General features: G+C 65.2%; 25 protein-coding genes and 1 riboswitch. Of the genes, 15 read left to right on the forward strand and 10 right to left on the reverse strand.

Annotated elements, in window-relative coordinates:
• The first annotated feature begins 18 nt into the window (after window positions 1-18).
• Window positions 19-684, forward strand: coding sequence for a COQ9 family protein (locus BKM74_RS12395; protein ID WP_086466179.1), 666 nt, complete (start codon window positions 19-21; stop codon window positions 682-684).
• A gap of 10 nt (window positions 685-694) precedes the next feature.
• On the opposite strand, the gene BKM74_RS12400 is transcribed toward BKM74_RS12395, so the two are convergent.
• From BKM74_RS12400 to BKM74_RS12410, 3 genes are read right to left on the reverse strand one after another with little or no spacing between them, the layout of a single operon-like run.
• Window positions 695-2089, reverse strand: a complete 1395-nt coding sequence (locus BKM74_RS12400; protein WP_086466027.1) for a CoA transferase — start codon at window positions 2087-2089, stop codon at window positions 695-697.
• A 4-nt stretch (window positions 2090-2093) separates the two neighbouring features.
• Window positions 2094-2393 (reverse strand): cupin domain-containing protein, encoded by a 300-nt coding sequence (locus tag BKM74_RS12405; RefSeq protein WP_086466028.1) that lies wholly within the window; start codon window positions 2391-2393, stop codon window positions 2094-2096.
• Window positions 2394-2442: 49 nt separating this feature from the next.
• On the reverse strand, window positions 2443-3015 hold the full coding sequence (locus tag BKM74_RS12410) for a TMEM165/GDT1 family protein (RefSeq protein ID WP_086466029.1): 573 nt from the start codon (window positions 3013-3015) through the stop codon (window positions 2443-2445).
• Between the two features lie 91 nt (window positions 3016-3106).
• Window positions 3107-3278, reverse strand: a riboswitch (yybP-ykoY riboswitch).
• Window positions 3279-3435: 157 nt separating this feature from the next.
• Between BKM74_RS12410 and BKM74_RS12415 the strand changes: the two genes are divergently transcribed.
• Entirely contained in the window at window positions 3436-4032 is a 597-nt protein-coding gene (locus BKM74_RS12415; protein WP_086466030.1) for a hypothetical protein, read from the forward strand.
• Here the strand turns inward: BKM74_RS12415 and BKM74_RS18755 are convergent.
• The 3 genes from BKM74_RS18755 to BKM74_RS12425 all read right to left on the reverse strand — a co-directional run bounded on the left by BKM74_RS18755 (window position 4029) and on the right by BKM74_RS12425 (window position 5449).
• The gene (locus tag BKM74_RS18755; RefSeq protein WP_176342517.1) at window positions 4029-4346 is read right to left on the reverse strand and encodes a hypothetical protein; all 318 of its coding nucleotides are present in this window, start codon (window positions 4344-4346) and stop codon (window positions 4029-4031) included. The genes BKM74_RS12415 and BKM74_RS18755 overlap by 4 nt on opposite strands.
• A 183-nt stretch (window positions 4347-4529) precedes the next feature.
• Window positions 4530-5069, reverse strand: a complete 540-nt coding sequence (locus BKM74_RS12420; RefSeq protein WP_086466031.1) for an SRPBCC family protein — start codon at window positions 5067-5069, stop codon at window positions 4530-4532.
• Complete coding sequence (locus tag BKM74_RS12425) at window positions 5066-5449, reverse strand: ArsR/SmtB family transcription factor (RefSeq protein ID WP_086466032.1); 384 nt, start codon at window positions 5447-5449, stop codon at window positions 5066-5068. Before BKM74_RS12425 ends, BKM74_RS12420 begins: the two co-directional genes overlap by 4 nt.
• Window positions 5450-5564: 115 nt before the next feature.
• Here BKM74_RS12425 and BKM74_RS12430 point away from each other — a divergent pair, with 115 nt between their 5' ends.
• From BKM74_RS12430 to cysS, 8 genes are all read left to right on the forward strand, one after another.
• Entirely contained in the window at window positions 5565-5912 is a 348-nt protein-coding gene (locus tag BKM74_RS12430; protein ID WP_086466180.1) for a DUF3088 domain-containing protein, read from the forward strand.
• Between the two features lie 204 nt (window positions 5913-6116).
• Window positions 6117-7496, forward strand: a complete 1380-nt coding sequence (locus tag BKM74_RS12435; protein ID WP_086466181.1) for a class II 3-deoxy-7-phosphoheptulonate synthase — start codon at window positions 6117-6119, stop codon at window positions 7494-7496.
• Window positions 7497-7602: 106 nt separating this feature from the next.
• Complete coding sequence (locus BKM74_RS12440; protein WP_086466033.1) at window positions 7603-8790, forward strand: nicotinate phosphoribosyltransferase; 1188 nt, start codon at window positions 7603-7605, stop codon at window positions 8788-8790.
• Entirely contained in the window at window positions 8787-9485 is a 699-nt protein-coding gene (locus BKM74_RS12445; RefSeq protein ID WP_086466034.1) for a YkgJ family cysteine cluster protein, read from the forward strand. Before BKM74_RS12440 ends, BKM74_RS12445 begins: the two co-directional genes overlap by 4 nt.
• Before the next feature lie 144 nt (window positions 9486-9629).
• On the forward strand, window positions 9630-10817 hold the full coding sequence (locus BKM74_RS12450) for a CaiB/BaiF CoA transferase family protein (RefSeq protein ID WP_245825924.1): 1188 nt from the start codon (window positions 9630-9632) through the stop codon (window positions 10815-10817).
• A 46-nt stretch (window positions 10818-10863) separates the two neighbouring features.
• Window positions 10864-12546, forward strand: coding sequence for an NAD+ synthase (locus BKM74_RS12455; RefSeq protein WP_086466036.1), 1683 nt, complete (start codon window positions 10864-10866; stop codon window positions 12544-12546).
• A gap of 10 nt (window positions 12547-12556) precedes the next feature.
• Window positions 12557-13879, forward strand: a complete 1323-nt coding sequence (gltX, locus tag BKM74_RS12460; RefSeq protein WP_086466037.1) for a glutamate--tRNA ligase — start codon at window positions 12557-12559, stop codon at window positions 13877-13879.
• Between the two features lie 47 nt (window positions 13880-13926).
• On the forward strand, window positions 13927-15318 hold the full coding sequence (cysS, locus tag BKM74_RS12465) for a cysteine--tRNA ligase (protein WP_086466038.1): 1392 nt from the start codon (window positions 13927-13929) through the stop codon (window positions 15316-15318).
• Here the strand turns inward: cysS and BKM74_RS12470 are convergent.
• The 4 genes from BKM74_RS12470 to BKM74_RS12485 form a co-directional block, all read right to left on the reverse strand.
• Window positions 15315-16577 carry a glycosyltransferase family 4 protein gene (locus tag BKM74_RS12470; protein WP_086466039.1) on the reverse strand — a complete coding sequence of 421 codons (1263 nt, stop codon included), beginning with the start codon at window positions 16575-16577 and terminating at the stop codon, window positions 15315-15317. The two genes, cysS and BKM74_RS12470, sit on opposite strands and share 4 nt — an antisense overlap.
• Window positions 16574-18286 carry a glycosyltransferase gene (locus BKM74_RS12475; protein ID WP_086466040.1) on the reverse strand — a complete coding sequence of 571 codons (1713 nt, stop codon included), beginning with the start codon at window positions 18284-18286 and terminating at the stop codon, window positions 16574-16576. The genes BKM74_RS12470 and BKM74_RS12475 overlap by 4 nt, the downstream gene beginning before the upstream one ends.
• 75 nt (window positions 18287-18361) lie before the next feature.
• Window positions 18362-19312, reverse strand: a complete 951-nt coding sequence (locus BKM74_RS12480) for a hypothetical protein (protein WP_086466041.1) — start codon at window positions 19310-19312, stop codon at window positions 18362-18364.
• 125 nt (window positions 19313-19437) lie between these two features.
• Window positions 19438-20361, reverse strand: coding sequence for a DMT family transporter (locus BKM74_RS12485; RefSeq protein WP_086466042.1), 924 nt, complete (start codon window positions 20359-20361; stop codon window positions 19438-19440).
• A gap of 178 nt (window positions 20362-20539) precedes the next feature.
• On the opposite strand from BKM74_RS12485, the gene BKM74_RS12490 reads away from it, so the two are divergent.
• From BKM74_RS12490 to BKM74_RS12510, 5 genes are all read left to right on the forward strand, one after another.
• On the forward strand, window positions 20540-21727 hold the full coding sequence (locus BKM74_RS12490; protein ID WP_086466043.1) for a Bcr/CflA family multidrug efflux MFS transporter: 1188 nt from the start codon (window positions 20540-20542) through the stop codon (window positions 21725-21727).
• A gap of 41 nt (window positions 21728-21768) precedes the next feature.
• Entirely contained in the window at window positions 21769-22050 is a 282-nt protein-coding gene (locus BKM74_RS12495; protein WP_086466044.1) for a type II toxin-antitoxin system RelE/ParE family toxin, read from the forward strand.
• Between the two features lie 9 nt (window positions 22051-22059).
• The gene (locus BKM74_RS12500; RefSeq protein WP_086466045.1) at window positions 22060-22377 is read left to right on the forward strand and encodes a HigA family addiction module antitoxin; all 318 of its coding nucleotides are present in this window, start codon (window positions 22060-22062) and stop codon (window positions 22375-22377) included.
• 134 nt (window positions 22378-22511) lie between these two features.
• Entirely contained in the window at window positions 22512-23228 is a 717-nt protein-coding gene (locus BKM74_RS12505) for a ribonuclease activity regulator RraA (RefSeq protein ID WP_176342518.1), read from the forward strand.
• Window positions 23229-23265: 37 nt separating this feature from the next.
• Window positions 23266-24810, forward strand: coding sequence for a UxaA family hydrolase (locus tag BKM74_RS12510; RefSeq protein WP_086466046.1), 1545 nt, complete (start codon window positions 23266-23268; stop codon window positions 24808-24810).
• Window positions 24811-24818 lie beyond the last annotated feature (8 nt).

Genomic DNA, 24818 nt, shown 5'->3' on the forward strand with positions numbered 1-24818 from the left:
GCAAAAAAGAAGATGGACATGGACGATCTGCCCGCCCTGCGCGACGCGCTGCTGGAGGCAACGCTGCCGCACATCGCCTTCGATGGCTGGAGTGTGGCGGCGCTGCGCCATGGCGCCGCCGATATCGACCTGCCGCCCGATGCGGTCGAACGCGCCTTCCCCGGCGGGGCGGCGGACGCCGTTGCGCATTTCATCGCGCATGCCGACCGCCAGATGCTGGAGGCGCTGGACAGGCTGGACCTGCCGTCGATGAAGGTGCGCGAGCGTATCGCCACCGCGATCCGCGTGCGGCTGGAACAGGCCGCCGACCATAAGGAAGCGGTGCGCAAGGCGCTGGCCTTCACCGCCCTGCCGCAGCATGCCGGCCTGGCGCTGAAATCGCTCTACCGCACGGTGGACGCGATCTGGTACGCGGCGGGCGACACCGCGACGGACTATAATTTCTACACCAAGCGCGCCCTGCTGGCCGGGGTCTATTCCTCGACGCTGCTGTACTGGCTGGAGGATAAGTCGGAGGGTCACGAGGCGAGCTGGAACTTCCTCGACCGCCGCATCGCCAATGTCATGAGCATCCCGAAGCTGACCGGCAAGCTGCGTGGTGTGGCCAGCAAGCTGCCCAACCCCTTCCTGCTGTTCAAGGGGCCGAAGGGCGGGCGGCGCGGCCCGTTCCGGCCTGCCGCCTAACTGACCCCGCCTAATCCGGCCAGACAGCCTCGTGGCTGCCGAGCGGCATTGAGGGCCGGTCCCAGCGCGGCGGCGTTTCCGATAATAGTCCGGCATGGCGCACGGCGGTCAGCTGCCCGAAGCCCGATGGGCTCTCTTCCAGCAGGTCGGCGACATCATCTTGTGACGGATCGGCTGCCGAGAAACCGCCCTCAATGCGGCCCAGCCCGCGCAGCCAGTGCCCGGTCTGCGCCAGCGACACCCGGACATGCCAGCTGCCCCCCTCGCTCATCTGCCGGGCCAGCGCGGCCATCGCGCCATAGGCCATCAGATAGCCCGACGCATGGTCGAGCGCCTGCGCCGGCAGCGGCTTCGGCCCGTCGATGCCGGCGGCCTCGGCTTCCGCCACATTCAGGCCGGACGCGGTCTGCACCAGCGAATCGAAACCGCGCCGTCCGGCCCAAGGCCCCTCATGCCCATAGGCCGACAGCGTGACATAGATGATCCCGGGACGGATCGCCGCAGCCTGCTCCGGCCCGAAGCCGAGCGACCCAATGCCGCCAGGGCGATAGCCCTGGATCAGCACATTGGCGCCGCGCAACAGCGCCTCGAACCGCGCCTTGTCCGCCGCCGCCCGCAGATCGAGCTGCGCCGACAGCTTGCCGCGCCCGGTATCGATCACCAGCGGTTCGACCGAGGGCAGATGCGGCGCCGTTACCAGCAGCACATCGGCGCCATGCGCCGCCAGCGTGCGCCCGCCGACCGGCCCGGCAATGATCCGCGTGAGGTCCAGCACCCGCACGCCGGAGAGCGGCCTGTCTCCTGATGGCAGCATCAGCGGCGGAGCCTCGCCGATCTTCTCCAGGCTCATCAGCGGCAGCGCGGCAACCGCCTGCCCCTGCGGGTGCGCGTCCCATTCCGCGAAGCTGCGCATGGCGGTGACGACCAGCTTCGCCGCAGCGGCCTTCTGCTCGAAATCCTCCGCCCTCCAGCCCTTCAGCGCCTCGGCCACGGCCTCGCGCTCGCCGGCACAGCCGAGGATCGCCAGCACGCCCTCGTGGTGATGCGGGAAATTGGTGTGCAGCCGCACCCAGCGCCCGTCGCCGCAGCGATAAGTACCGGCAATGCTGTCCCACAGCTCCGGTGCCGGGCCGCCATCGACGCGCAGATAGCGTTCGCTGCGGAACTCTGCGGCGGCATGGCGCATATCGACGCTGACCGACTGTTCCCGGCCGCTGCGCAGCCGGTCCAGCGCCGCCGCCGCCAGTGCAGAGGCGGCGATGCTGGCCTGTGCCGCCGTGCCGACCGCGAAGGAGGATGGCAGGGCCGGCTCCGCCCCGGTCAGGGTGACGCGCGACAGTGCCGCCTCCGGCTGGCCCAGCAGCCGCCACAGGTCGGAAAGCGCGGCAGCGGGACCCCTCGCCATCACATCACCGCGGCGTTTTGAACTCGATCTCGACGAAGACGATCTCGCGGTCGGTCAGGTTGATCACGTCATGCTCGACGCCGGCATCGCGATAATAGGAATTCCCCAGCTTTATCGGGCTTTCGGTGCGGCTGCCGTCGGGATGCTGCAGCGTCAGCACGCCGTCCGTCGTCGGCACCACGACATAATCGTAGCCATGTTTGTGCCAGCCGGTCGCATGGCCCGGCGGAAAGCGCCATTCGGTGACGCAGACACGGTCATTGTCGGCCTGCTGGGTGGCGATGGCGGCAGGGTAATCGGCCATGACGGGAAGCTCCAAAGCTGTAAGGAAGAGTGAGTGCTTTAAGAGCCTGTCACGTCAGCCCGTCGAAGCCAAGCAGGACAGTGATGCCGATCACCGCGAAAATCGCGGCGGCCGCCCCATGCACCAGCTTCAGCGGCACATGGCGGGCCGCGGCCTCGCCCAGCAGCACGGCCGGGGTATTGGCGATCATCATGCCCGCCGTGGTGCCGGCAATGACGGCGAGCAGCGACTCGAACCGCGCCGCCAGCACAATGGTGGCGATCTGCGTCTTGTCGCCCATCTCGGCCAGGAACATGCAGACCAGCGCCGCCAGGAAGGCGCCATGCCCCCGGAAGCGCGGCACCTCCTCCTCATCCAGCCTGTCAGGGATCAGCATCCAGGCGGCCACGGCGAGGAAGGACAGGCCCACCACCCAGCGCAGCCAGTCGTCGCCGATCAGCCCGGCCGCCACCGTGCCGATGAATCCTGCCAGCGCGTGATTGGCCACGGTCGCCACGAAAATCCCCAGCAGGATCGGCACTGGCTGGCGATAGCGGGCGGCCAGCAACAAGGCCAGCAGCTGCGTCTTGTCGCCAATTTCGGCGAGGGCGACCACACCGGTCGAAACGAGAAAGGCTTCCATGAAATCGCATCGGGTCGGACGGCGGACACACTTCGACATCGTCAGCCCGCCGTCCCGACCCGGGTTCGCGGCTGTCGATGCCAAAGGTCTCGCCAAACCGGGTGCGGGGGACCGGATGACCGGCTCCGCTGGCTGTTCGCGCCATGTCATCGCCCGTGAAGGCCCCGTAGAGGCCCATATAGGCAATGCCAAGTCTGTTGACGCGACCTCCCCTCAACCGCGTTACCGCGAAAGGGGGACGGCTACTCCCCAATGACGGGGCGGACGGTAAAGAGGGGCGCGGAGCCTGTCAAGCGTGGGGAATTAAAGTTGGGACCGTGCGAGTCAAGCACAGAAGGCCGCAACCGAGCCGAAAGTGTGAGTCTTTAGAATCACTTAGAGACACTTGACTAAGCAACTGATTCTATTATACTTTTATGCATGGACACGACATACAATCTCAATGGGGGCTATAAGCCCACACTCAAGCGGTTCGCTGATCTTGGTGGCCCGGATTTCTTTCCAACACCACGCTGGGCGACATACGCGTTAATTGATAATGAGAAATTCAAAGGCGACATTTGGGAATGCGCATGTGGCGATGGCGCCATGTCATCTGTCTTGGAAGATACGGGGAATCCTGTAATCAGCACCGATCTTTACGATAGAGGTTATGGCGAGTGTGGAGTTGACTTCTTGTCGCCAAAACGGCGTGCAGCAAACATCATTACCAATCCGCCATACAACGCTGCCGAAGGATTCGTGCGTTCAGGTCTAGCCGTAGCGGGACAGAAATTTGCCCTTCTATTGCGCTTAGCTTTTCTTGAAGGGGCAAACCGCCAACGCACCATCTTTTCAGAATCGCCACCTTCCCGAGTTTGGGTGTTCAGTGAACGGATCACCTTTTATCCAGCGGGCGCGGAACGTAAAGGAAGCGGAACCACAGCTTACGCATGGTTTGTTTGGGACAAAAATGCCCCTAATGGCACCGAACTTCGTTGGTTCGCGCCGGGTTATAAGGCACGATATTCTGATTAACTGCGTGACTTAAGATAGCGCCTTCCTTCGTCTGTAATGCGATAGCCAGATTTAGGAACGTGCTCCAGATAACCTTCACAAATATAGTTTCCTTGTGTCTGGTAATGTGATTTTATATTTCGGATCAGTTGCTCCCATATTTCTTCATTGGGTCGCGTGATCGATCTCTGCCTATCTTCATCAGATAGATTTATGTAATTTGGAACATCACGTTTCATGCGTGGAAACGTAGCAACCCCATTTGGCTGACTTGCAGCGATTTGAAGAACTGCAAATGCTATTTCGTTTTCTGTAGCCCGGACACCTCTTGGCATAACCCCCTCCCCATTTATAGTTGAAATGGTATGAGGATATTCGCTTAACAGCGAGTCGTTTTTTGCAAATTTGGGCTAAGCAGCGTACAGAATTCAATCTTCCTTAACGTTCCAGGCAAGGCGCCGCCCCTGGACCCCCGGGTCAAGCCCGGGGGTGACAGTAGGTTTGTATTCAGCTCCAAGTTACGCCGGCAGGCGCTGGTCGTACTCCGCCCGCAGGCTGACCCAGTGGTCCCAGTGCGGGGCCGGTGTCGTGCCGGCCAGGCGCGCGGCCAGGATGTCCAGATGCGCATGCCAGCCGGAGGACACGTTCAGCAGGATATCCCGGCTGGGCACGCGGCGGTGGATGATGGTCAGCAGCACCTCAGCCCCCTGCTGCTCCAGCGTGAAGGCGACCTCGCCGGTCTGCTTCTCGCCCCAGCTGATAACCAGCCGGCGCGGTGCGTCGAAGTCGAGGATGGTGCAGGTCATGCGGTGCTCCTCGGGCATATGCGCCGGACGCTGGCCGGGCGGGTCCGTCAGCTCGTCATTGCGCCAGACGAACTCGAAGCTGCTGCCGGGCTTGCCGTCCATGGCACCCGCCGCCAGCCACTGGCGACGCAGCTCGCCATCCGTCAGATAGGCCCAGACAAGCTCGATGGGGCCGGGCAGCAGGCGCTGGATCTTCAGCGTGGCGGGTTCGATCAGGCTGCCATAGGCATCCAGACTCATGGTGTCGCTCATTTTTCGTCTCCTTCCGGGGTCTCGGTCTTCGGGGGTTGGGGGGATTTGCCGGCATCCTCCTGGCGCAACAGGCGCTCGAGGATGTCCAGCCGCTCGGTCCAGAAGCGCTGGTAGAAGCCCAGCCAGTCATGCGCGCTGGCCAGCGGTCCGGGTTCGAGGCGGCAGAGATGGGTCCGGCCGCGCACCTCGCGGCGGATCAGCCCGGCCCTCTCGAGGGTCTTGATGTGCTTGGAGGCCGCCGCCAGCGAGATCGCGAAGGGGTCGGCCAGCTGACTCACCGTGCGCTCGCCATCGGCCAGGGCCTGCAGCATCTGCCGCCGCGTGGGATCGCCGAGGGCGTGGAACACATTGTCCAGCTGTATGTTTTCATGTTCAACCATGTGGTTAAATATAACCGGCCGATTTCAATAGTCAACCACTTTGTTGAATGTTAAAGAACTCCCGCATCGGGCCGCACGGTGCTGGCCGGATTTTCTTGAGCAATCGGGGATGATGATGAGCCGCGACACACTGTTCCTGCTGCGCCCGGACTTCACGGACCCGGCCTATCCTGGCCAGCGCTTCTATTGCTGGCATTGCGCGCTGATGGAGGGCGTGCTGGCGTCCTTCCCGGAGCTTGCCAATCGCCTTGATGTCGTGCGGATCGCCTGGCCACGGCCACGGCAGCCGGTCATCAACCTGGCCGACGAAGAGAACCAGTCCGTGCCGCTGCTCGTGCTGGCGGAGGGAGCGTCATCGGCGCACCAGACCGGCACGCATGAAGGCAGGGCGCTCGTCGCCGGCAAGGACGCTATCCTCGCCGCCCTGTCGGAACGGCACGGCTTCCCCGACCCGCATCCCTGAGACCTGAGGCCCTTCAAGCCCCCTGGGGGCATGGCTCCCCTGCGCCCGTCCGGCAGCCATGCGCGCCGTTTTTCTGGCATGCCCCGCTTGACGCTGCTAAACAGGACAACCCACTTGTGGATAAATGCCGGTTAGCGGCACAGTAATACGGAATTGGGATACGAAATAGGAACCGGGACAGGTTCCGCTGCGGGAGTGAAGAAGATGGCCGAGAAATGGTCGCCTGAGAATTGGCGCACGAAGCCGGTGAAGCACCTGCCGTCCTATCCGGACGCAGAGGCGCTGACGGCTGCCGAAGAACAGCTCTCGGTCTATCCGCCGCTGGTTTTTGCCGGCGAGGCCCGCAAGCTGAAAAAGGCGCTGGCCAAGGTGTCGGAAGGCAAGGCTTTCCTGCTGCAGGGCGGCGATTGCGCCGAAAGCTTCAAGGAATTCCACCCGAACAACATCCGCGACACCTTCAAGGTGCTGCTGCAGATGGCAGTGGTACTGACCTTCGGCGGTGCCGTGCCGGTGGTGAAGGTCGGCCGCCTGGCCGGCCAGTTCGCCAAGCCGCGCTCGTCGCCCACCGAGGAGATCGGCGGCGTGACGATGCCAAGCTATCTCGGCGACATCATCAACGGCATGGAATTCGAGGAAGCGGCCCGGCAACCCGACCCGCAGCGCATGCTGCGCGCCTATAACCAGTCGGCGGCGACGCTGAACCTGCTGCGCGCCTTCAGCCAGGGCGGGTTCGCCGACCTGCATTCTGTGCATCGCTGGAATCTGGGCTTCGTGGAGCGCAGCCCGCAGGGCGAGCGCTATGCCGAGATCGCCGACCGCATCGACGAATGCCTGGCCTTCATGAATGCCTGCGGCATCACCGGCGACAGCGTGCCGCAGATGCGCGAGACCGAGTTCTACACCTCGCACGAGGCGCTGCTGCTGCCCTATGAACAGGCGCTGACGCGCGTCGATTCGACCACGGGCGACTGGTATGATTGTTCCGCCCATATGGTGTGGATCGGCGACCGGACGCGCCAGCCGGATGGCGGGCATGTCGAGTTCTGCCGCGGCATCAAGAACCCGATCGGCCTGAAATGTGGGCCCAGCCTGCCGGTGGACGATCTGCTGCGGCTGATCGATATCCTGAACCCGACGAACGAGCCGGGTCGGCTGACGCTGATCGCCCGCATGGGCCACGACAAGGTGGAAAAGCATCTGCCGCCGCTGATCCGCGCGGTCGAGCGCGAGGGCCGCAAGGTGGTCTGGTCGTCCGACCCGATGCATGGCAACACGATCAAATCCTCGACCGGCTACAAGACCCGGCCGGTGGACCAGATCCTGACCGAGGTGCGGCGCTTCTTCGATGTGCACCAGGCCGAAGGCACCCATGCCGGCGGCGTGCATTTCGAGATGACCGGCCAGGACGTCACCGAATGTATCGGCGGCGCCCAGGCGATCACTGAGGAAGCCCTGCAGGATCGCTATCACACCCATTGCGATCCGCGTCTCAACGCCTCGCAGGCACTGGAGCTTGCCTTCCTGCTGGCGGCCGAGCTGAAGGAATCACGCACCATCGACCGGCGCGTCCAGGCAGCCCAGTAATCTTCCACCTCCCCCTTCCCGGCCCGCTTTACGAATCCGCGCCGGGAAGGGAGCCGTGGACTAACGGAAGGACCGGACCGCCGCAAGGCGGGCGGCTGCAACGGCGATGACTCCCGACATCAACGACATCCCGAAGCTGACGGACAAATACTTCCTGAAGAGCAAGGAGGTCGTCCGCCGCTTTGGCGACGCCCGGGTCACCTATGGCGTGTTCATGCGGCGGCCTGTCACCTTCGCACCGCGGCTGGCCGTCGAGTGGCTGCAAGGCGTGGCCAGGGCGCGCGGCACGGAATTCGACATAGCGCTGAACTTCAAGGAAGGGTCCTGGGTCGGCGCCGGCGATCCGATGATGTACATCACCGGCCCGCTCTCCCATCTGGTCGATCTGGAGACGATCTTCCTGCAGAAGATCGGGTCGGCCTGTGTCGCCGCCTATAACGCCTATACCATCTGTTCCGACCTGCCGGACGTCGCCTTCCTGGCGATGGATGCGCGCCACTGCGCCGGGCAGGAGATGATGGAGCTGATGGCCTATGGTGCCTCGGTCGGCTCCGAGAAGGCGAAGAAGAAGGTCGGCGCCGTCGGCTTCATCGGCTGCGCCACCGACGCGACCGCGCATTTCTTCGGCACCGAGAAGGGCCTCGGCACCATGCCGCACGCGCTGATCGGCTATGCCGGCTCCACCCTGCGCGCGGCGGAGATTCTGCACGAGACCTACCCGGACGAGCCGATGACCGTGCTGGTCGATTATTTCGGCCAGGAGATCACGGACGCGCTGGCCGTGTGTCGCCGCTTCCCCGACCTCGCGGCGGCCGGGCTGTTGTCGGTCCGCATGGACACCCATGGCGGCCGCCATGTCGAGGGTCTGGACATGGCGCAGAGCTATGCCGTGCTCGACCGCAACTGCCCGGAGGCGATCCGTGGCTACCGCAGCGATAAGGAACTGCGCTACCTGATCGGTACCGGCATATCCGCCGCCGGCATCTGGCACATGCGCGAGCAGCTCGACCAGGCTGGCTTCCCGAAGGTGAAGATCGTCGCCTCCAGCGGCTTTTCCCCGGAAAAATGCCGGATGATGGCGGTTTCGCGCGCACCGGTCGATGTGATCGGCACCGGCTCCTACCTCCCGGAGAAGTGGAGCGAGACCTACGCCACCGCCGACATCATCGCCTATGACGGCAAGCCGATGGTGAAGCTGGGCCGCGAATTCCTGATGCAGCGCTGGGAAGAAATGCAACAGAATCCCGGATCGCCCCCCGGATCGTCCCTGGGCCTGGTATCGGGGGATAGATGAGCCTTGTTCCGCTGAAGGATATTCTGGGGGAACTGTCGGAGGCCATGCAGGAGAATTGCAGCCAGCTGCCGCAGAACCGGACCCCCGCCATGGTCTATACCCTGGCCAAGGGTGCTGCCGATATCCATGACGGGGCCGTGAACAGCCTGAGGCCCTCGCTGCCCCCAACCAAGGAGATCGCCTGCGCCGCCGGCTGCAGCCATTGCTGTCACTTGCCGGTGGTAACGGAGGCGATCACCGTCTTGCGGCTGGCGCATTACATCCGCACCAATTTCTCGCCGGAGGCGATCGAGGCGCTGCGCACCCGGATTGCCGCCCGGCAGGCGCAGTTGCTGCCGCTGGACAGCGCGTCGCGGCGGCATTTCCGGCAGGCCTGCCCGCTGCTGGAAAACGGCCAATGTAGCGCCTATGAGGCCCGGCCGCTGATCTGCCGCAGCTTTAATTCCTTCGATGAATCGGCCTGTCGCACGGAGATCCTCGAAAAGGCCAATGATTTCTATATGGAAGGCTATCCGCTTCCGTTCGAGATTGGCAGCGCGCTGACAAGGGGCATGGTCAGCGGTCTTTCGAGCGCCGGCTATCGCGACGCCCAGCTCGATCTGGCTGCCGCCCTCGGCGTGGCGCTGGATCGTGCCGACGCGGCCGAGGCCTGGCTGGCCGGCGAGGATATCTTCGCCAACTCACTGGTCGCTTGATCGGTTTCAGGCTGGCCGATAGGGTTCGTCCAACGATAATCATAAAACGCCCGGAAACGCGGAATTTCCATGCCTGACACGCCCCCTCACGCTGCCGATCTGGCCCCAGATATGGCCCCTGACCTGCCCCCCTCCGATTTACCGATGTCCGGCATTCGCGTGCTCGACTGTGCGACCTTCATCGCCGCCCCCTACACCGCCGCCATACTGGGCGAGTTCGGCGCCGAGGTGATCAAGGTGGAGCAGCCCGGCGAGGGCGATCCGTTCCGCAAGTTCGGCACGCCGGCGGCGCGCGACACGCTGGCCTGGCTGTCGGAGGCACGGAACAAGAAGAGCGTCACGCTGAACCTGCGCGACCCGAAGGGTGCCGACCTGTTCCGCCAGCTGATCGCGCAGTCTGATGTGCTGTGCGAGAATTTCCGCCCCGGCACGCTGGAAAAATGGGGCCTCGGCTGGGAAGAGCTGAAGCGGATCAACCCGCGCCTCGTCATGCTGCGGGTCTCCGGCTACGGGCAGGATGGCCCCTACCGCGACCGGCCTGGCTTCGCGCGTATCGCGCACGCCTTCGGCGGCCTGACCTATCTGGCAGGGCTGCCGGGTGAGTTGCCGGTGACGCCGGGCTCTACCTCGCTTGCCGATTATATGAGCGGGCTTTATGGCGCCATCGGCGTGCTGCTGGCGCTGCGCCAGCGCGACAAGGCCGGAAACGGTCAGGGGCAATATATCGACGTGGCGCTCTACGAATCAGTGTTCCGCGCGCTGGACGAGCTGGCACCCGCCTTCTTCAAGATCGGCAAGCTGCGCGAGCCTGAGGGCACCGGTACGACCAACGCCTGCCCGCACGGCCATTTCCGTTGCGGCGATGGCAAGTTCGTGGCGGTTGCCTGCACCTCCGACAAGATGTTCGAGCGGCTGGCCCAGGTGATGGGCCGCCCCGAACTGGCGGCCGAGGACATGTTCCGGACGACCCGCCAGCGCCTCGCCCGGCACAAGGAGGTCGATGGCATCGTCGCCGCCTGGATGCATTCCATGAGCCGCGACGCGGTGATGGCGGCCTGCATCAAGGGCGAGGTGCCGTGCGGCCCGATCAACTCCATCGCCGATATCGCCGAAGACCCGCATTTCCAGGCGCGCGGCAATTTGCTGCACATGATGGACGCGCTGGTCGGTGAGGTGGTGATCCCCAGCGTGCTGCCGCGCCTGTCGGACACGCCGGGCAGGGTCACCAATCTGGGGCCGTCGCTGGGGGCAGACAATGACGCCATCTATGGCGATCTGCTCGGCCTGAGCGCGGAGGACCGCGCCGCCTTGAAGGACGCGAAGGTGATTTGAGCTACCGGCAATTGACACCACCGGTTTCGGGGCCATTCTACCACCCATGACAGACACGCTCGCCCTTGCGCTCGCGCAACTGAACCCCACCGTCGGCGATATCGACGGCAATCTCGCCATGCTGCGCCGGGCACGGGCGGAGGCGGCCGCCAAAGGCGCTGACCTGCTGCTGACCAGCGAGCTGTTCCTGTCCGGCTATCCGCCTGACGATCTGGTGCTGAAGCGGATGTTCGTCGCCGCCTGCATGGAGGCGGTGGAGCATTTCGCCAAGGAGACCGCCGATGGCGGCCCAGCGGTGCTGCTCGGCACGCCCTGGCGCGTGACCGGCCCGGAAGGCGAAAAGCTGCACAATGCCATTGCCCTGCTGGATGGCGGCAAGGTGCAGACGCTGCGCTTCAAATACGACCTGCCGAACTATGGCGTGTTCGACGAAAAGCGCGTGTTCCAGCCGGGACCGCTGCCGGGGCCGGTGAATTTCCGCGGCATCCGCCTCGGCGTGCCGATCTGCGAGGATATATGGACGCCGGAAGTCGTCGAGTGCCTGGAGGAATCCGGCGCTGAAATCCTGCTGGTGCCGAACGGCTCCCCCTTCGAGGGCGCCAAGCTGGATACCCGCCTCAACATCGCCACCGCGCGCGTCGTCGAATCCGGCCTGCCGCTGGTCTATCTGAACCAGCTGGGCGGCCAGGACGAGCTGGTGTTCGATGGCGGCTCCTTCGCGCTCAACGCCGACCGCTCGCTGGCCCTGCAGATGCCGGCCTGGAAGGAAGGAATCACTGTCACCCGCTGGACCCGCGAGGGGGATGGCTGGGTCTGCGCGCCGGGCGAGATGACAGCGCCTTCCACCGATCATGAGACGATCTATCAGGCCCTCGTGCTGGGCGTGCGCGACTATGTGCTGAAGAACCGCTTCCCCGGCGTCGTCATCGGCATGTCGGGCGGCGTCGATTCGGCGCTGACCGCGGCCATTGCCGTCGATGCGCTGGGCGCCGACAAGGTGTGGACGGTGATGATGCCCTCGCCCTACACCAGCGACGAAAGCCTGGAGGATGCGGCGGAGGCCTCGCGCCTGCTGGGCGCCCGGCTGGACAGCATCGCGATCGGTCCGGCCATGCAGGCCTTCGATGCCATGCTGCACCCGGTGTTCGACGGGCTGCCCACCGATACGACCGAGGAAAATCTGCAATCCCGCGCGCGCGGCATCACGCTGATGGCGATCTCCAACAAGTTCGGCCATATGGTGCTGACCACCGGCAACAAGTCGGAGATGTCGGTCGGCTATGCCACGCTCTATGGCGATATGTGCGGCGGCTACAACGCGCTGAAGGATGTGTACAAGACCGCCGTGTTCGAGCTGTGCCGCTGGCGCAATCAGGCGGACATAGCCGGCCTGCCGCTGGGCCTGCTGGGACCGTCCGGTACCGTGGTGCCCGAACGTATAATCACCAAGCCGCCCTCCGCCGAGCTGAAGCCTGACCAGAAGGACGAGGACAGCCTGCCGCCCTACCCGGTGCTGGACGCAATCCTGGGCAATCTGATCGAGGACGAGATGCCGGTGTCGGAGATCGTGGCGAACGGCAAGGACCGTGACCTCGTCATGCGCATCTGGCGCATGCTGGACCGCGCGGAATACAAGCGCCGCCAGGCCCCGCCGGGCGTGAAGATCACCCGCCGCTCCTTCGGACGGGAACGCCGCTATCCGATCACCAACGCCTTCCAGGGCACGTAAGGCCCGTATTATGACCCTGGTCCGCTTCGCGCCCAGCCCGACCGGCCGGCTGCATCTGGGCAATGCCTTCATCGCGCTGGTGAATTCCCTGTTCGCCCGCAAGAGCGGCGGTCGCTTCCTGCTGCGTCTCGACGATACCGATCAGGAGCGTTCCACATCGGAATTCGCGGCTGCCATCGAGGCCGATCTCGCCTGGCTCGGCATTCGCTGGGACGATTTCGCCCGCCAGTCCGAGCGGCTGGAGCGCTACGACGCGGCCATCGAACGGCTTAAGAAAAGCGGCCGGCTCTATGCCTGCTACGAGACGCCGGAAGAGCTGGCGCTGAAGCGCAAGGCGCAGCTGACCGCCGGCAAGCCGCCGGTCTATGACCGCGCCGCCCTGGCGCTGAGCGACGCCGAGAAATCGGCGCTGGAGGCACAGGGCATTGCCCCGCACTGGCGTTTTAAACTACAGGGCGACGACCCCGCCTGGACCGACCTCGTGCAGGGCGACAGCCATATCCAGATCGCCAGCATGAGCGACCCGGTGCTGATCCGCGCCGATGGCGTCCCGCTCTACACCCTGGCCTCGGTGGTCGATGATGGCGAGATGGGTGTGACCCACATCATCCGCGGCGCCGATCACATCTCCAACACCGGCGTGCAGCTGCAGCTGTTCGCGGCGCTGGGTTTCCCGCCGCCCGGTTTCGCGCATCTGCCGCTGATTTCTGACGCCGAGGGGCAGGGCCTCTCCAAGCGGATCGGCAGCCTGTCGCTTGAGAGCCTGCGCGACAGCGGACTGGAACCGCTGGCCATCGCCTCGCTGCTGCTGCGGCTGGGGCAGGGTGAACCGCCGGAGATCTGCGCCGATTGGCAGGCGCTGGTGGAGGCCTTCGACATCGCCAAATTCGGCCATGCCACGCCGCGCCTGTCGGAAGACGATCTCACGGCAATGAACGCCAGGCTGCTGCACACCCTGCCCTACGAGGCAGTGGCCGACCGCCTGCCCGAGGGCGCCGACGCGGCGCTGTGGGAGGCGGTGAAGGGCAATATCCAGCGCCTGTCCGAGATCCCGGACTGGCAGCGCATCGTCGCCGGCCAACCAGACTCGCAGCCGACGGCGGATATGGAACTGCTGGACGCGGCCGCCGGCCTGCTGCCGCCGGAACCTTGGGACGCCGCCACCTGGAAGGGCTGGACCAAATCCGTGCAGGAGGCCACAGGCCGCAAGGGCAAGGCGCTGTTCCTGCCGCTGCGCCTGGCGCTCACCGGTCGCGAGCATGGACCGGAGCTTGCCAATCTGCTACCGCTGATCGGGCGCAAGCGCGTGCTGGAACGGCTCTGTCGACGCTGATCCGCGCCGTTCCGCCCATCCCTGCCCGATCACCGAAGAGACTTGCCGTGCCGCTTTACCTGCACAATACGCTGACCCGCCAGAAGGAAGAGTTCCAGCCGCTCGATCCGGGCAATGTGCGGATGTATGTCTGCGGCCCCACGGTCTATGACTATGCCCATATCGGCAATGCCCGCCCGGCGGTGGTGTTCGACGTGCTGTACCGCGTGCTGAAGGCGCTGTATCCGACGGTCACCTACGTCCGCAACTTCACCGATGTGGACGACAAGATCAACGCCAAGGCCAAGGCGACGGGCGAGGAAATCGGCACCATCACCGCGCGCACGACCGAGGCCTATCTCGAAGATATGGGCGCGCTCGGAGTGCTGGAGCCTGACGTGCAGCCGCGCGCCACCCAGCATATCGCCGAGATGATCGCGATGATCGAGACGCTGATCGAAAAGGGCCATGCCTATGCGGCGGACGGCCATGTGCTGTTCAGCGTACCCTCCATGCCGGATTACGGCCAGCTGTCGCGGCGCAACCGCGACGAGCTGATCGCCGGTGCGCGCGTCGAGGTCGCCCCCTACAAGAAGGATGCGGCGGATTTTATCCTGTGGAAGCCGTCGGAGCCGGACATCCCCGGCTGGGACAGCCCGTGGGGCCGCGGCCGGCCCGGCTGGCACATCGAATGCTCGGCGATGAGCGCCAAATATCTCGGCGAAACCTTCGACATTCATGGCGGCGGGCTCGATCTGATCTTCCCGCACCACGAGAACGAGATTGCGCAGTCGCGCTGCGCCAGCGGCACCGCCTTCTTCGCCCGCTACTGGGTGCATAACGGCTATCTCACCGTCGAAGACGAGAAGATGTCGAAATCCATCGGCAATATCGTCACCGTGCGCGAGCTACGCGGCGACGTGCCGGGGGAGGCGATCCGCTATGCCCTGCTGGCCGGGCATTACCGCCAGCCGCTGAACTGGAGCAGCGCGCATCTGCGCGAGGCCAAGACCGCGCTCGACCGGCTCTATACCGCCGTGCGGCGGGGCCTGAGCGTCGATGAGGATATCGCGCCGGCTGATGACGTGCCGTTCGAGGTGCTGGCGGCGCTGGAGGACGATCTGAACACGCCGCTCGCCTTCGCCCATCTGCACGAGCTGGCGACCACCGCGAACAAGGCCAAGACCGACTCCCAGATCGTCGCCGCGACCGAAAAGCTGCTCGCCGCCGGCAGGCTGCTGGGCTTGCTGGGTGAAGACCCGGAAAGCTGGTTCCGCTGGCAGCCCGAAGGCGAGCAGGCCGGCCTGTCCGATGCGGAAATCGACGCGCTGATCGAGGCCCGCCGCGATGCCCGTCATGCCAAGGATTTCGCCGAGGCCGACCGCATCCGCGCCCTGCTTACCGAGGCTGGCATCGTGCTGGAAGACGGCCCCCAGGGCACCAGCTGGAAACGGGGTTAGGTGGCTTTTCCCTCTCCCGCCAGGGGAGAGGGTGAAATAAGGCCATAAAGCCGCAGTAAGGGCGCAAGGCCATGCCGCTCCGGGTCGGGGCGCATTGCCGCGCGGCAGTGCTGCCACAAATCCTGCTCCGCCAGGCAGCGTGTCAGCGTTGCCGCCAGCGCGTCCGCGTCACCTTCCGGCGCCAGCAGGCCGAGCGACTGCCGGCGCACCGCCTCCGCCATGCCGCCGATATCCGACGCGATGACCGGGCGGCCGGCGGCGAGCGCTTCCTGCAGCACCAGCGGATCGTTCTCCCACCAGACCGAGGGTGCCACGATCCAGTCCACGCCGCGCATAAGTTCCGCCGCTTCCTCCGGCGCGTAGGCACCGTGCAGCGTCACCGCCTCGCCCAACTCATCCAGCAACGGCGCGATCGCGGCGCGATACCTCTCCGGCATATGCTGGTCGTCGCCATGAACCGCGAGGCTGAAACCATGTCCTGCGCGCTTCAGCATTTGGCAGGCGCGAAGCAGCACCGCCAGCCCCTTGTGCGGCAGCAGATTGCCGAAATAGCCGAGCCGGTCGCGGCGGCGCTGTTCTGATGCCACCGCTGGCATCAGATCGGGCGCCCCATCAGGCGCGATATTCGGCAGATGATAGAGCTTGTCATGCGGCAGACCCCACTCGGCATGACGCTGCAACGCGAACAGGCTGGGGGCAATGAACCTATCCACCAGATCGAGATGCGCTGTGAGGAACAGATAGCGGCGCTGGAAATCTGCCGCCGACAGGCCGGGGCAGCAGGCGGCGCAGGCCATCGTCTGAGCCGTCTCGCATAACGCGCCCTCCCCGGTCACCATCAACCCGTCGCGGTGGCAGGGCAGGTGAAAATCATGCAGCGACAGCAGAATGCGAACATCCGGCAGGGTGCGGCGGATCACCGCCAGCAGCTCCGCCCCCAGATCGTAGAGATGGTGCAGATGCACCGCCTGCGGGTTCAGCAGGGTGAGATAGCGGGCGAATTCGGCCAGGAAATGCAGGCGGTCGCGCTGCGACAGCAGGAAACGGTCGAACGCACCGCCCGCCAGCAGCGTGTCCCGCCCATCCCGGCTGCGCCGCAGGATGGTGCCGGGATGCGGTATCTGGCGGGTGGCGGCGGCCAGATGCGCCTCCACTCTTCCATCCGCGTTCAGCGCGCGGACCAGCCGCAGCGCCTGAATCTCCGTACCACCCGGATGCACCTCCGGGTGATTATGGACCAGATGCAGAACGCGGATCACGCGGGCACGGGAAGCGGAGTCTCGGCGAAGGCGGGATCGGCCATCAGCGCGGCGATGGCTTTGCCCCAGCGCCGGTCCTGCAGCCAGCCATTATAGAGCGAGGCGACCCCGCCTCGATGGCCCGGATGCAACGCCATCGAGGCCCTCTCCTGATGCACCAGCGCGATATCGGCACAATAGTAATTGCGCCGCCCCAGCGCCCGGCAGGCCAGCGCCAGCGTGGAATCCTCGAAATCGCCCAGCACATACTCTTGATGAAAGCCGCCCGCCTGCCGGAACAGATCGGCTTCGATCATCAGGCAGGCACCGGTGACGCCCGGCACCTCCCGGTTGATAAGCGCTGGCGGATGATCGCCGGGAAACCCTTTCCAGTAATGCCGGTTCACCCACCAGGGCTGTTCGCCGCGTGCGAAGAACAGGCCGGCATGCTGCAACCCACCATCGGCGAACAGCAGACGCGGCCCGGTCACGCCCGCTTCCGGCTGCGCTGCATGGAACGCTGCCAGCCGCGACAGCCAGCCGGGCGTCTCCGGCACCACATCGGCATTCAGGAACAGCAGCAGCGGCGCCGATGCCAGCCCGGCGCCTAGGGTGCAGGCCGGGCCATAGCCGTAATTCTCCGCGCACACCGCAAGGCGGCAGGCCAAACCGTAGGTCTGGTGCAGCCCCTCCAGCCGGTCACGCACTGCTATCGCATCTTCAGGCCGGTCCAGCACATAGATCAGCTCGGCCTCGCGCATGCCGGGATCGAAGCCGAAGCGCACCGCCTGAATATCGAGGAAATCGTAAACGCCATAGAGGGGCACGATGACGCTGACCGCAGACGATACCGGCGCCATGCCGAAACGATGAGTCTCCGCGATCTGCTTGCCCGCCAGCAGATCGCCATTCAGCACGGAGAGCGCCGGATGCACGCATCCTTCCAGCAAGGCCGGCGTTGCCGCCCCGGCGGGCAGGCTGGCCAGCAGCGCGTCCCGCCCCTGCGGCCGCGACAGCCGGTGCACGGGCGACACCAGCTCCTCCGTCAGGCCGCCCGGCAAGACGATCTCCAGCCGCACCTGCAGGCAATGGCGGGGGTCGCGGTCCAGCGGCACAAAGGCCGCGAAGTTCGGCGGCAGCGGATGGGAAGGCAGGCCGTCCGGCGCGAAATGCCGGCGCACCGGATCGTCCGCCAGCGGCAGAAAGTACGGCATGACGCGCTGGCGTTCGCCATAGGGGCTGATGAGGGTCATGCTCTGCACCGCACCTTGCGGGTCCCACAGCCAGCCGCGCAGAAACAGGCCGGCATCGCCGCAGGGTACCGCCAGCGTCAGCCCGGCCCCGAAATCATAGGCGCGGTCGGCGCGTTGCCGGGCCGGCAAAGCCTCCAGTCGTTGCAGCCAGGCGAAAGACGGGCCGAATGCCGGCTCGCTTTTCGGGCCCCCCACCTGCCCCAGCGCCGCGCGCAGGGCGAAGCGGACAGCCAGCGGATAATCCGCCACGCGCCGCAGATAGGCATCCAGATCGGGAGTGGTTTCGGGGGCGGTTTCGGACGGGCCGGGCTGCGCATCCCGCAAAAACCGGCCATGGCGGATCAGTCCATCGCGCTGGCGGCCAAGCGCCACCGTTCCCTCCGGCAGACTATCCGAGGCGCCTTCGACATAGCGAACGCCCGCTTCCAGAAGACAGGCGAACAGCAGCCCTTCCCTTTGCGCCGGCAATACCTGCATGACAGCCCCGAACAACCCACAGCGTTGCTCTCAGCTTTTCATACAATTGAAGGGAGAGAAACAGCTGGTCTGGCGTCAGCGCATGACGCTGGCGGTCCATTTCACGCTCGGGGCGTAACGCGGGCTGAGAAAATGATAGGTCGTGCGGATCAGCCGTACCGCATTCTCGTCGGCGGTAATGGGGGTTTCCCGCCAGAGATCGAAAATCTCGTCCCATTCCATAGAATACCCGCGCAGCAGGTCGCGCTTCTCGCGGATGTAGTTGACACTGTTCTCATAGTTCAGGACCAGGCTGCGCACCTCGGACGTGTGGTCATCCATATCGGTGAGCAGGTTCTTGATATCCTTGTCGGGCGTCGAGAACAGCACCTTCACGCGGGCGATCTCGTCCTTCACCACTCGGCTGTTCTTGAACAGCTTCACCAGCTTTTCAAGTTTTTCCAGAATTGTATTGAGCGCCAGGAAATGCTCGCGCAGCGACTCGATATAGGAGAGTTCCCGCACCAGTGCCTCGATGCGCTGGCTGACCCGGTCGGCCGGCGAAAGCATGGCATCGCCCCCTCCGCCAATTTCGCCGCCCAGGCGCGCGATGGCCTTGTCGAGCTTTTCCTTGGTCTTGGGATCGTCCGCCAGCTGCTCCAGCAAATCCTCATCGACCAGCACCTGCTCGTCGCCGGAAATCCAGGAGGCAAGCTGCACATCGATGCGCATACGCGCGCGCTTGTAGTGGCGCGGCTCGATGCTCCAGGAGGCAGATCCGTCAATGACCTCGTTGGGAATGGAATCACCCGGATGCACTTCGCGGACATGCTTCAGCGCCTGGCCGACCAGATCGATCAGCGGCGCGTCGGGATGATCGCCCTCGATCCGGAATTCCGTCCTGAGTGCATTGATCGGCAGCACGACCTTCAGATCGTCGGATGGCAGATTATAGACCGGCTCTCCCGACTGCGGATCGCGGCGGAAAAAGCCGCCCTCGATCTTGAAGAGACGATGCTGAAACTGGAACTGGGTCGCTTTTTCCATCGCCGTTGCTGACTCGATTACTGTGCAGAAGCGGTAACCATAAGCCAAGAAAGTTAACGATCTTTAAATTCCAAGAAAAATCCGCCGTGCCCGAGCCTCCCGGCGGCGCGTCGATGGCGTGGCATTCAGGCCACCCGTACGATCCCGACAAGCCCAATCAGCACCAGGGCGAGGCCGATCATCTCCCGCCGTGACAGGCTCTCGCGGAACACACGCTGCGAAACGATCAGGCTGAACAACAATTCTGTCAGCCCCAGCGTGCGCACATTGGCGACCGGCTCCAGCGCCATCGCGGTGAACCAGCCGATGGAGGCCAGCGCCCCCATCATCCCGGCCAGCAGCGACAGCCGCCAGGCCTTCAGCACGGCCAGCACCACCGGCGCGTTGCGTGCCAGCAGCCAGCCGCCCAGCAGCACTGTCTGGATGCTCTGCGCCCAGACCAGCGCGGTCGCTGCCCCCATCACCGGAGAGGCCGGCTCCAGCGCCAGCGCCGCGCCGCGATATCCCACCGCCGACAGCGCGAACATCGTGCCCGCCGCCATGCCCAGCAGGGCCGGGCGCGAGCCGAGGCCGGCGATCAGCGAGGAGAGCGACACCTTGCCGGCCGGCAGCGACACCAGCATGACGCCGGCCGTCGCCACCAGAATGGCAATGACCGCCGGCAGGCTGACCGGATCGCCGATCAGCACCGCGCCAAACACTGCGACCTGCAGGATTTCCGTCTTGGAATAGGCCACGCCCAGCGCGAAATTGCGCTCCGCCATCGCCCGCAGCAGCAGCGCCGTGGCGGCGATCTGCGCGATGGCGCCTTCCGTCACCCAGAACAGGAAACTGCCGTTCGCGCCGGGCACCGCCTCGCCTGAAGCCCCCCAGACCAGCAGCAGCCAGACAATGGCGAAGGGCAGGCCATAGAGGAAACGCACCAGCGTTGCCCCCAGCGTGCCGAGCCCGGCGACCAGATGGCGCTGCGTGGCATTGCGGATGGTCTGGGCAAACGCCGCCCACAGGGTGATCGGTATCCAGATCCAGGCAAGGTCAGCGATGGCCATGATGCGTCTCGGCAGGGGACAGTGCCTGAACTCTACTGCAGGACAGAAGGGAAAGACCTGCATTCTCCGCAGCCCTCCTCCCGCAGTTCTCCTCCCGCATCCGTCCTGTTCGACGCGGCGGACCGGATCGTGTAGAGCAATGCACTCAAGCCCCCGTTCCGCAACCGCCGGTTCATCGATGCCCTCGACCCTTCGCCTGGCGCTGATCCTCGGCGCGCTGATCGCCTTCGCGCCGATGTCGATCGACATGTACCTGCCCGCCTTCCCGGCGCTGCAGCAGGATTTCGCCACGACAGCCGGCAATGTGCAGATGACCCTGTCGCTTTTCCTGCTGGGGCTGGCGGTGGGGCAGCTTCTCTATGGCCCGCTGGCTGACCGCTACGGCCGCAAGCCGCCGCTCTATGCCGGGCTTGCCGTCTATGTGCTGGCCTCAGGCGGCGCGGCGCTGGCCGGCAGCATCGACAGCCTGATCCTGCTGCGCCTCGCGCAGGCGCTGGGCGGCTGCGCCGGCATGGTGATATCCCGCGCCATGGTGCGCGACCTGTTCGACGAGCGTGGGTCGGCAAGGATCTACGCCCGGCTCATGCTGGTGATGGGGCTAGCGCCGATCCTGGCGCCGCTGGTCGGCGGGCAGATATTGCTGATCGCCGACTGGCGCACGATCTTCTGGGTGCTGGCCGGCTTCGGCATGCTGTGCCTGCTGGCGGTCATCTTCTTCCTGCCGGAAAGCCTGCCGGCCGAGAAACGCCGCCGCGACGGGCTGGGCCAGGTGTTCCGAACCTATGGCGGGCTGATGGCCAACGGCCACTACCTCGCCTATGCGATGACCGGCGGCTGCGTGCAGGCGGCGATGTTCGCCTACATCACCGGCTCCCCCTTTGTGTTCATCGAACTCTATGACGTGCCGCCGGAACAGTACGGCCTGCTGTTCGGGCTGAACGCCATCGGCCTGATCGCCGCCGCGCAGTTGAACCACCGGCTGCTCGCCCGCTATGAGGGGCGCATGATCCTGAACGCCGTCCTGCCGCTTGCCGCCCTGGCCGGGGTCGCGCTGGCGCTGATCGCGGCGACCGGCATCGGCGGGCTGATCGGGCTGCTGATCCCGCTGTTCTTCTGCGTCGCCAGCCAGGGCATTGTCGGCCCCAATGCGCTGGCCGCGGCGATGGCCCCGCAAGGCAGGAACGCCGGCAGCGCCGCCGCGCTGATCGGCGTGCTGCAATTCGGCACCGGCGGCATTGCCGGCGCGCTGGTCGGATTGCTGAATGACGGCACCGCCCGGCCGATGGCCTTCATCATCTGCGCGCTGATGCTGGCCGCGCTGGCCCTGCGCCTGTTCGTGCTGCCGAGGATGGAAGCGAGGGCATAAAGTACGCGTGACGTAACGCGTATCATTCGTTATAGTACCATGTGATCAAAAGCTTCGCCGACAAGGAAACGCGGGACTTCTTCGCCGGAAAGCGCATTCGCCGTTTTGCCGGCATTGAACGCCAGGCCGCCCGGCGGTTGCAAATCCTCGCATCGGCCGACTCCATCGAGGATTTGATGCTGCTGCCGTCCAACCGTTTCGAAGCCTTGGGCGGCAATCGGAAAGGGCAATACAGCATCCGTGTGAACGATCGCTGGCGGTTTTGCTTCCGCTTTCGAGATGGCGAAGCGCAGGATGTGGAACTGGTGGATTATCACCGATAGAGGATTGCCATGAGCGAAGAGCGTTTCGAGCCGACCGGCAACGGCCTGCCGCCGATCCACCCCGGCGAGATATTGGCCGGAGAGATGGAAGCGCTCGGCCTGTCGGCGCGCGCCCTCGGCGAAGCGCTGGCCGTGCCGCCGAACCGCATCACAACCATCCTAAAGGGCGAACGGTCGATCTCGGCGGACACGGCACTCCGGCTCGCACGGTTTTTCGGCACCTCCGCGAAGTTCTGGCTGAATCTGCAGCAGGAATATGATCTGAAACGGACCGAGCAGGAAACCGGCGAGGCGATCCGCAAAACCGTGCGGCCGCACGCTGCCTGAATGCCACCCGCAAATTGACCCTCAGCAAATTGACAGGGCGGGCGGGGAATGCCTTACTGCCTGTTATCGATCATAACAACTGACGACGCCTGTCCCCAGACGGGTGACGTCCAGAAAATTCCACGGAGCGACCCATGGCGTTGAAGCCCGAAACCCGGGAAAAGCTGAAGAGTGTCAGCACGGCGACGATCTGCACGGCGCTGTACAAACGCGGCTTCCGCAACCAGTTCATCCAGGATGTGCACCCGCTGAACCCGGAAGCCGGGCCGATGGTCGGCGAGGCCTTCACCCTGCGTTACATGCCGGCGCGCGAGGATCTGAACCCGCTGACTGCCTTCCAGGATCGCGGCCATCCGCAGCGCAAGGCGGTGGAGGAATGCCCACCAGATGCGGTGTTCGTGATCGACAGCCGCAAGGATGCGCGCGCCGCCTCGGCCGGCTCCATCCTGGTCAGCCGCCTGATGAAGCGCGGCGTCGCCGGCGTGGTGACCGATGGCGGCTTCCGCGACGCGCCGGAGATCGCCCGGTTGGCCATCCCCGCCTATCACAACCGTCCCTCGGCGCCGACCAACCTGACGCTGCACCAGGCCATCGACATCAATGTGCCGATCGGTTGCGGCGACGTGCCGGTATGGCCGGGCGACGCGGTGGTCGGCGATGGCGACGGCGTGGTGGTGATTCCCGCCCATCTGGCCGATGAGATCGCCGCCGAGGCGGTGGAAATGACCGCCTTCGAGGATTTCGTCACCGAGGAGGTGATGAAGGGCCGCTCCATTCTTGGTCTCTATCCGGCGACCGAGGAGCAGACCCGCATCGACTTCGCCGCCTGGCGCAAGGCGACCGGCCGCTAATACCCGCCAGCCAGCCCCGCTTTCCGAGAGGCCAGCCATGAACGCCTTCGCCAAGACCCTGACCGGTCCGGTCATCCGCCTGCACCCGGACGACAATGTCGTCGTCGCCCGCATCCCGGTCGCCGCCGGCACCGCGATTCCGGGCGAGGGCATCGTCTCCCGCGACGAGGTGAAGCCGGGCTACAAGATCGCGTCGCGCGCCATCGCCAAGGGCGAGCCGGTGCAGAAATACAGCACCACCATCGGCTTCGCGGCGGAGGACATCCCGGCCGGCGCCATGGTGCACAGCCACAATATCGAGTTCCGTGAATTCGACCGCGACTATGCCTATGCCCGCGACTACAAGCCGGTCGAACTGCTGCCGGAGGCGGAGCGCGCGACCTTCCAGGGCATCGTGCGGCCGGACGGGCGGGTGGCGACCCGCAACTATATCGGCATCATCTCCACGGTGAACTGCTCCGCCACCGTGGTGCATGGCGTCGCGGATTACTTCACGCCGGAACGGCTGGCCGACTATCCCAATGTCGATGGCGTGGTCGCGCTGGCGCATCAGCTCGGCTGCGGCATGGAACTGTCGGGCGAGCCGATGAACCTGCTGCGCCGGACCATGGCCGGCTATATCCGACATCCCAACCTGTCCGCCGCCGTGGTGGTGGGCTTGGGCTGCGAGCGCAACCAGATCGCCGGGCTGATGCTGGAGCAGGGGCTGGAGGTTTCCGACAACCTCAAGACCTTCACCATGCAGGAGACCGGCGGTACGCGCAAAAGCATCGAGGCCGGCATTGAAGCGGTGAAGGCGATGCTGCCGGAGGCCAACAAGGTCACAAGGCAGACCGTTTCCGCCAGCCATCTGACCGTGGGGCTGCAATGCGGCGGCTCCGACGGCTTCTCCTCGATTACCGCCAACCCGGCGCTGGGTGCGGCGATGGATATACTGGTCCGGCATGGCGGCACGGCGATCTTGTCCGAGACGCCGGAAATCTATGGCGTCGAGCACACGCTGACGCGCCGCGCCATCAGCCGCGAGGTCGGCGAGAAGCTGATCGAGCGCATCCGCTGGTGGAAGGATGATTACAACAAGGGCCGCGATACGCAGATCAATGGCGTGGTCAGCCCCGGCAATCAGGCCGGTGGCCTCGCCAACATCTTCGAGAAGTCGCTGGGCTCCTCCATGAAGGGCGGCACCGGGCCGCTGATGGAGGTCTATAAGTACGCCGAGCCGGTGACGGCCAAGGGCTTCGTGTTCATGGACACGCCGGGCTACGACCCGGTATCGGCCACCGGGCAGGTCGCCGGCGGCGCCAATCTGATCGCCTTCACCACCGGGCGCGGCTCGATGTTCGGCGCGAAGCCGGTGCCGTCGGTGAAGCTGGCGACCAACACGCCGATGTTTACCCGCCTGGAAGAGGACATGGACATCAATTGCGGCCTGATCATGGATGGCGAAGTCTCGATGCAGGAGATGGGCGAGCGTATCTTCCAGCTGCTGCTCGACACCGCGTCGGGCAAGCAGAGCAAGAGCGAGGAGCTGGGTGTCGGGCGCTATGAATTCGTGCCCTGGCAGATCGGCGTGATGGCGTGACCCGGAAA

It is taken from the genome of Oceanibaculum nanhaiense, assembly GCF_002148795.1.
In the GTDB taxonomy this organism is placed as follows: Bacteria; Pseudomonadota; Alphaproteobacteria; order Oceanibaculales; family Oceanibaculaceae; genus Oceanibaculum; species Oceanibaculum nanhaiense.

Coding starts and splice junctions, on each gene's coding strand:
- BKM74_RS12485 (WP_086466042.1), bottom strand. CDS start 20,361: ATGGCCATCGCTGACCTTGCCTGGATCTGGATACCGATCACCCTGTGG.
- BKM74_RS12415 (WP_086466030.1), top strand. CDS start 3,436: ATGGACACGACATACAATCTCAATGGGGGCTATAAGCCCACACTCAAG.
- gltX (WP_086466037.1), top strand. CDS start 12,557: ATGACCCTGGTCCGCTTCGCGCCCAGCCCGACCGGCCGGCTGCATCTG.
- BKM74_RS12450 (WP_245825924.1), top strand. CDS start 9,630: ATGTCCGGCATTCGCGTGCTCGACTGTGCGACCTTCATCGCCGCCCCC.
- BKM74_RS12420 (WP_086466031.1), bottom strand. CDS start 5,069: ATGAGCGACACCATGAGTCTGGATGCCTATGGCAGCCTGATCGAACCC.
- BKM74_RS12445 (WP_086466034.1), top strand. CDS start 8,787: ATGAGCCTTGTTCCGCTGAAGGATATTCTGGGGGAACTGTCGGAGGCC.
- BKM74_RS12425 (WP_086466032.1), bottom strand. CDS start 5,449: ATGGTTGAACATGAAAACATACAGCTGGACAATGTGTTCCACGCCCTC.
- BKM74_RS12455 (WP_086466036.1), top strand. CDS start 10,864: ATGACAGACACGCTCGCCCTTGCGCTCGCGCAACTGAACCCCACCGTC.
- BKM74_RS12475 (WP_086466040.1), bottom strand. CDS start 18,286: ATGCAGGTATTGCCGGCGCAAAGGGAAGGGCTGCTGTTCGCCTGTCTT.
- BKM74_RS12500 (WP_086466045.1), top strand. CDS start 22,060: ATGAGCGAAGAGCGTTTCGAGCCGACCGGCAACGGCCTGCCGCCGATC.
- BKM74_RS12510 (WP_086466046.1), top strand. CDS start 23,266: ATGAACGCCTTCGCCAAGACCCTGACCGGTCCGGTCATCCGCCTGCAC.
- BKM74_RS12405 (WP_086466028.1), bottom strand. CDS start 2,393: ATGGCCGATTACCCTGCCGCCATCGCCACCCAGCAGGCCGACAATGAC.
- BKM74_RS18755 (WP_176342517.1), bottom strand. CDS start 4,346: ATGCCAAGAGGTGTCCGGGCTACAGAAAACGAAATAGCATTTGCAGTT.
- BKM74_RS12505 (WP_176342518.1), top strand. CDS start 22,512: ATGGCGTTGAAGCCCGAAACCCGGGAAAAGCTGAAGAGTGTCAGCACG.
- BKM74_RS12480 (WP_086466041.1), bottom strand. CDS start 19,312: ATGGAAAAAGCGACCCAGTTCCAGTTTCAGCATCGTCTCTTCAAGATC.
- BKM74_RS12410 (WP_086466029.1), bottom strand. CDS start 3,015: ATGGAAGCCTTTCTCGTTTCGACCGGTGTGGTCGCCCTCGCCGAAATT.
- BKM74_RS12430 (WP_086466180.1), top strand. CDS start 5,565: ATGAGCCGCGACACACTGTTCCTGCTGCGCCCGGACTTCACGGACCCG.
- BKM74_RS12440 (WP_086466033.1), top strand. CDS start 7,603: ATGACTCCCGACATCAACGACATCCCGAAGCTGACGGACAAATACTTC.
- BKM74_RS12490 (WP_086466043.1), top strand. CDS start 20,540: ATGCCCTCGACCCTTCGCCTGGCGCTGATCCTCGGCGCGCTGATCGCC.
- BKM74_RS12395 (WP_086466179.1), top strand. CDS start 19: ATGGACGATCTGCCCGCCCTGCGCGACGCGCTGCTGGAGGCAACGCTG.
- BKM74_RS12435 (WP_086466181.1), top strand. CDS start 6,117: ATGGCCGAGAAATGGTCGCCTGAGAATTGGCGCACGAAGCCGGTGAAG.
- BKM74_RS12400 (WP_086466027.1), bottom strand. CDS start 2,089: ATGGCGAGGGGTCCCGCTGCCGCGCTTTCCGACCTGTGGCGGCTGCTG.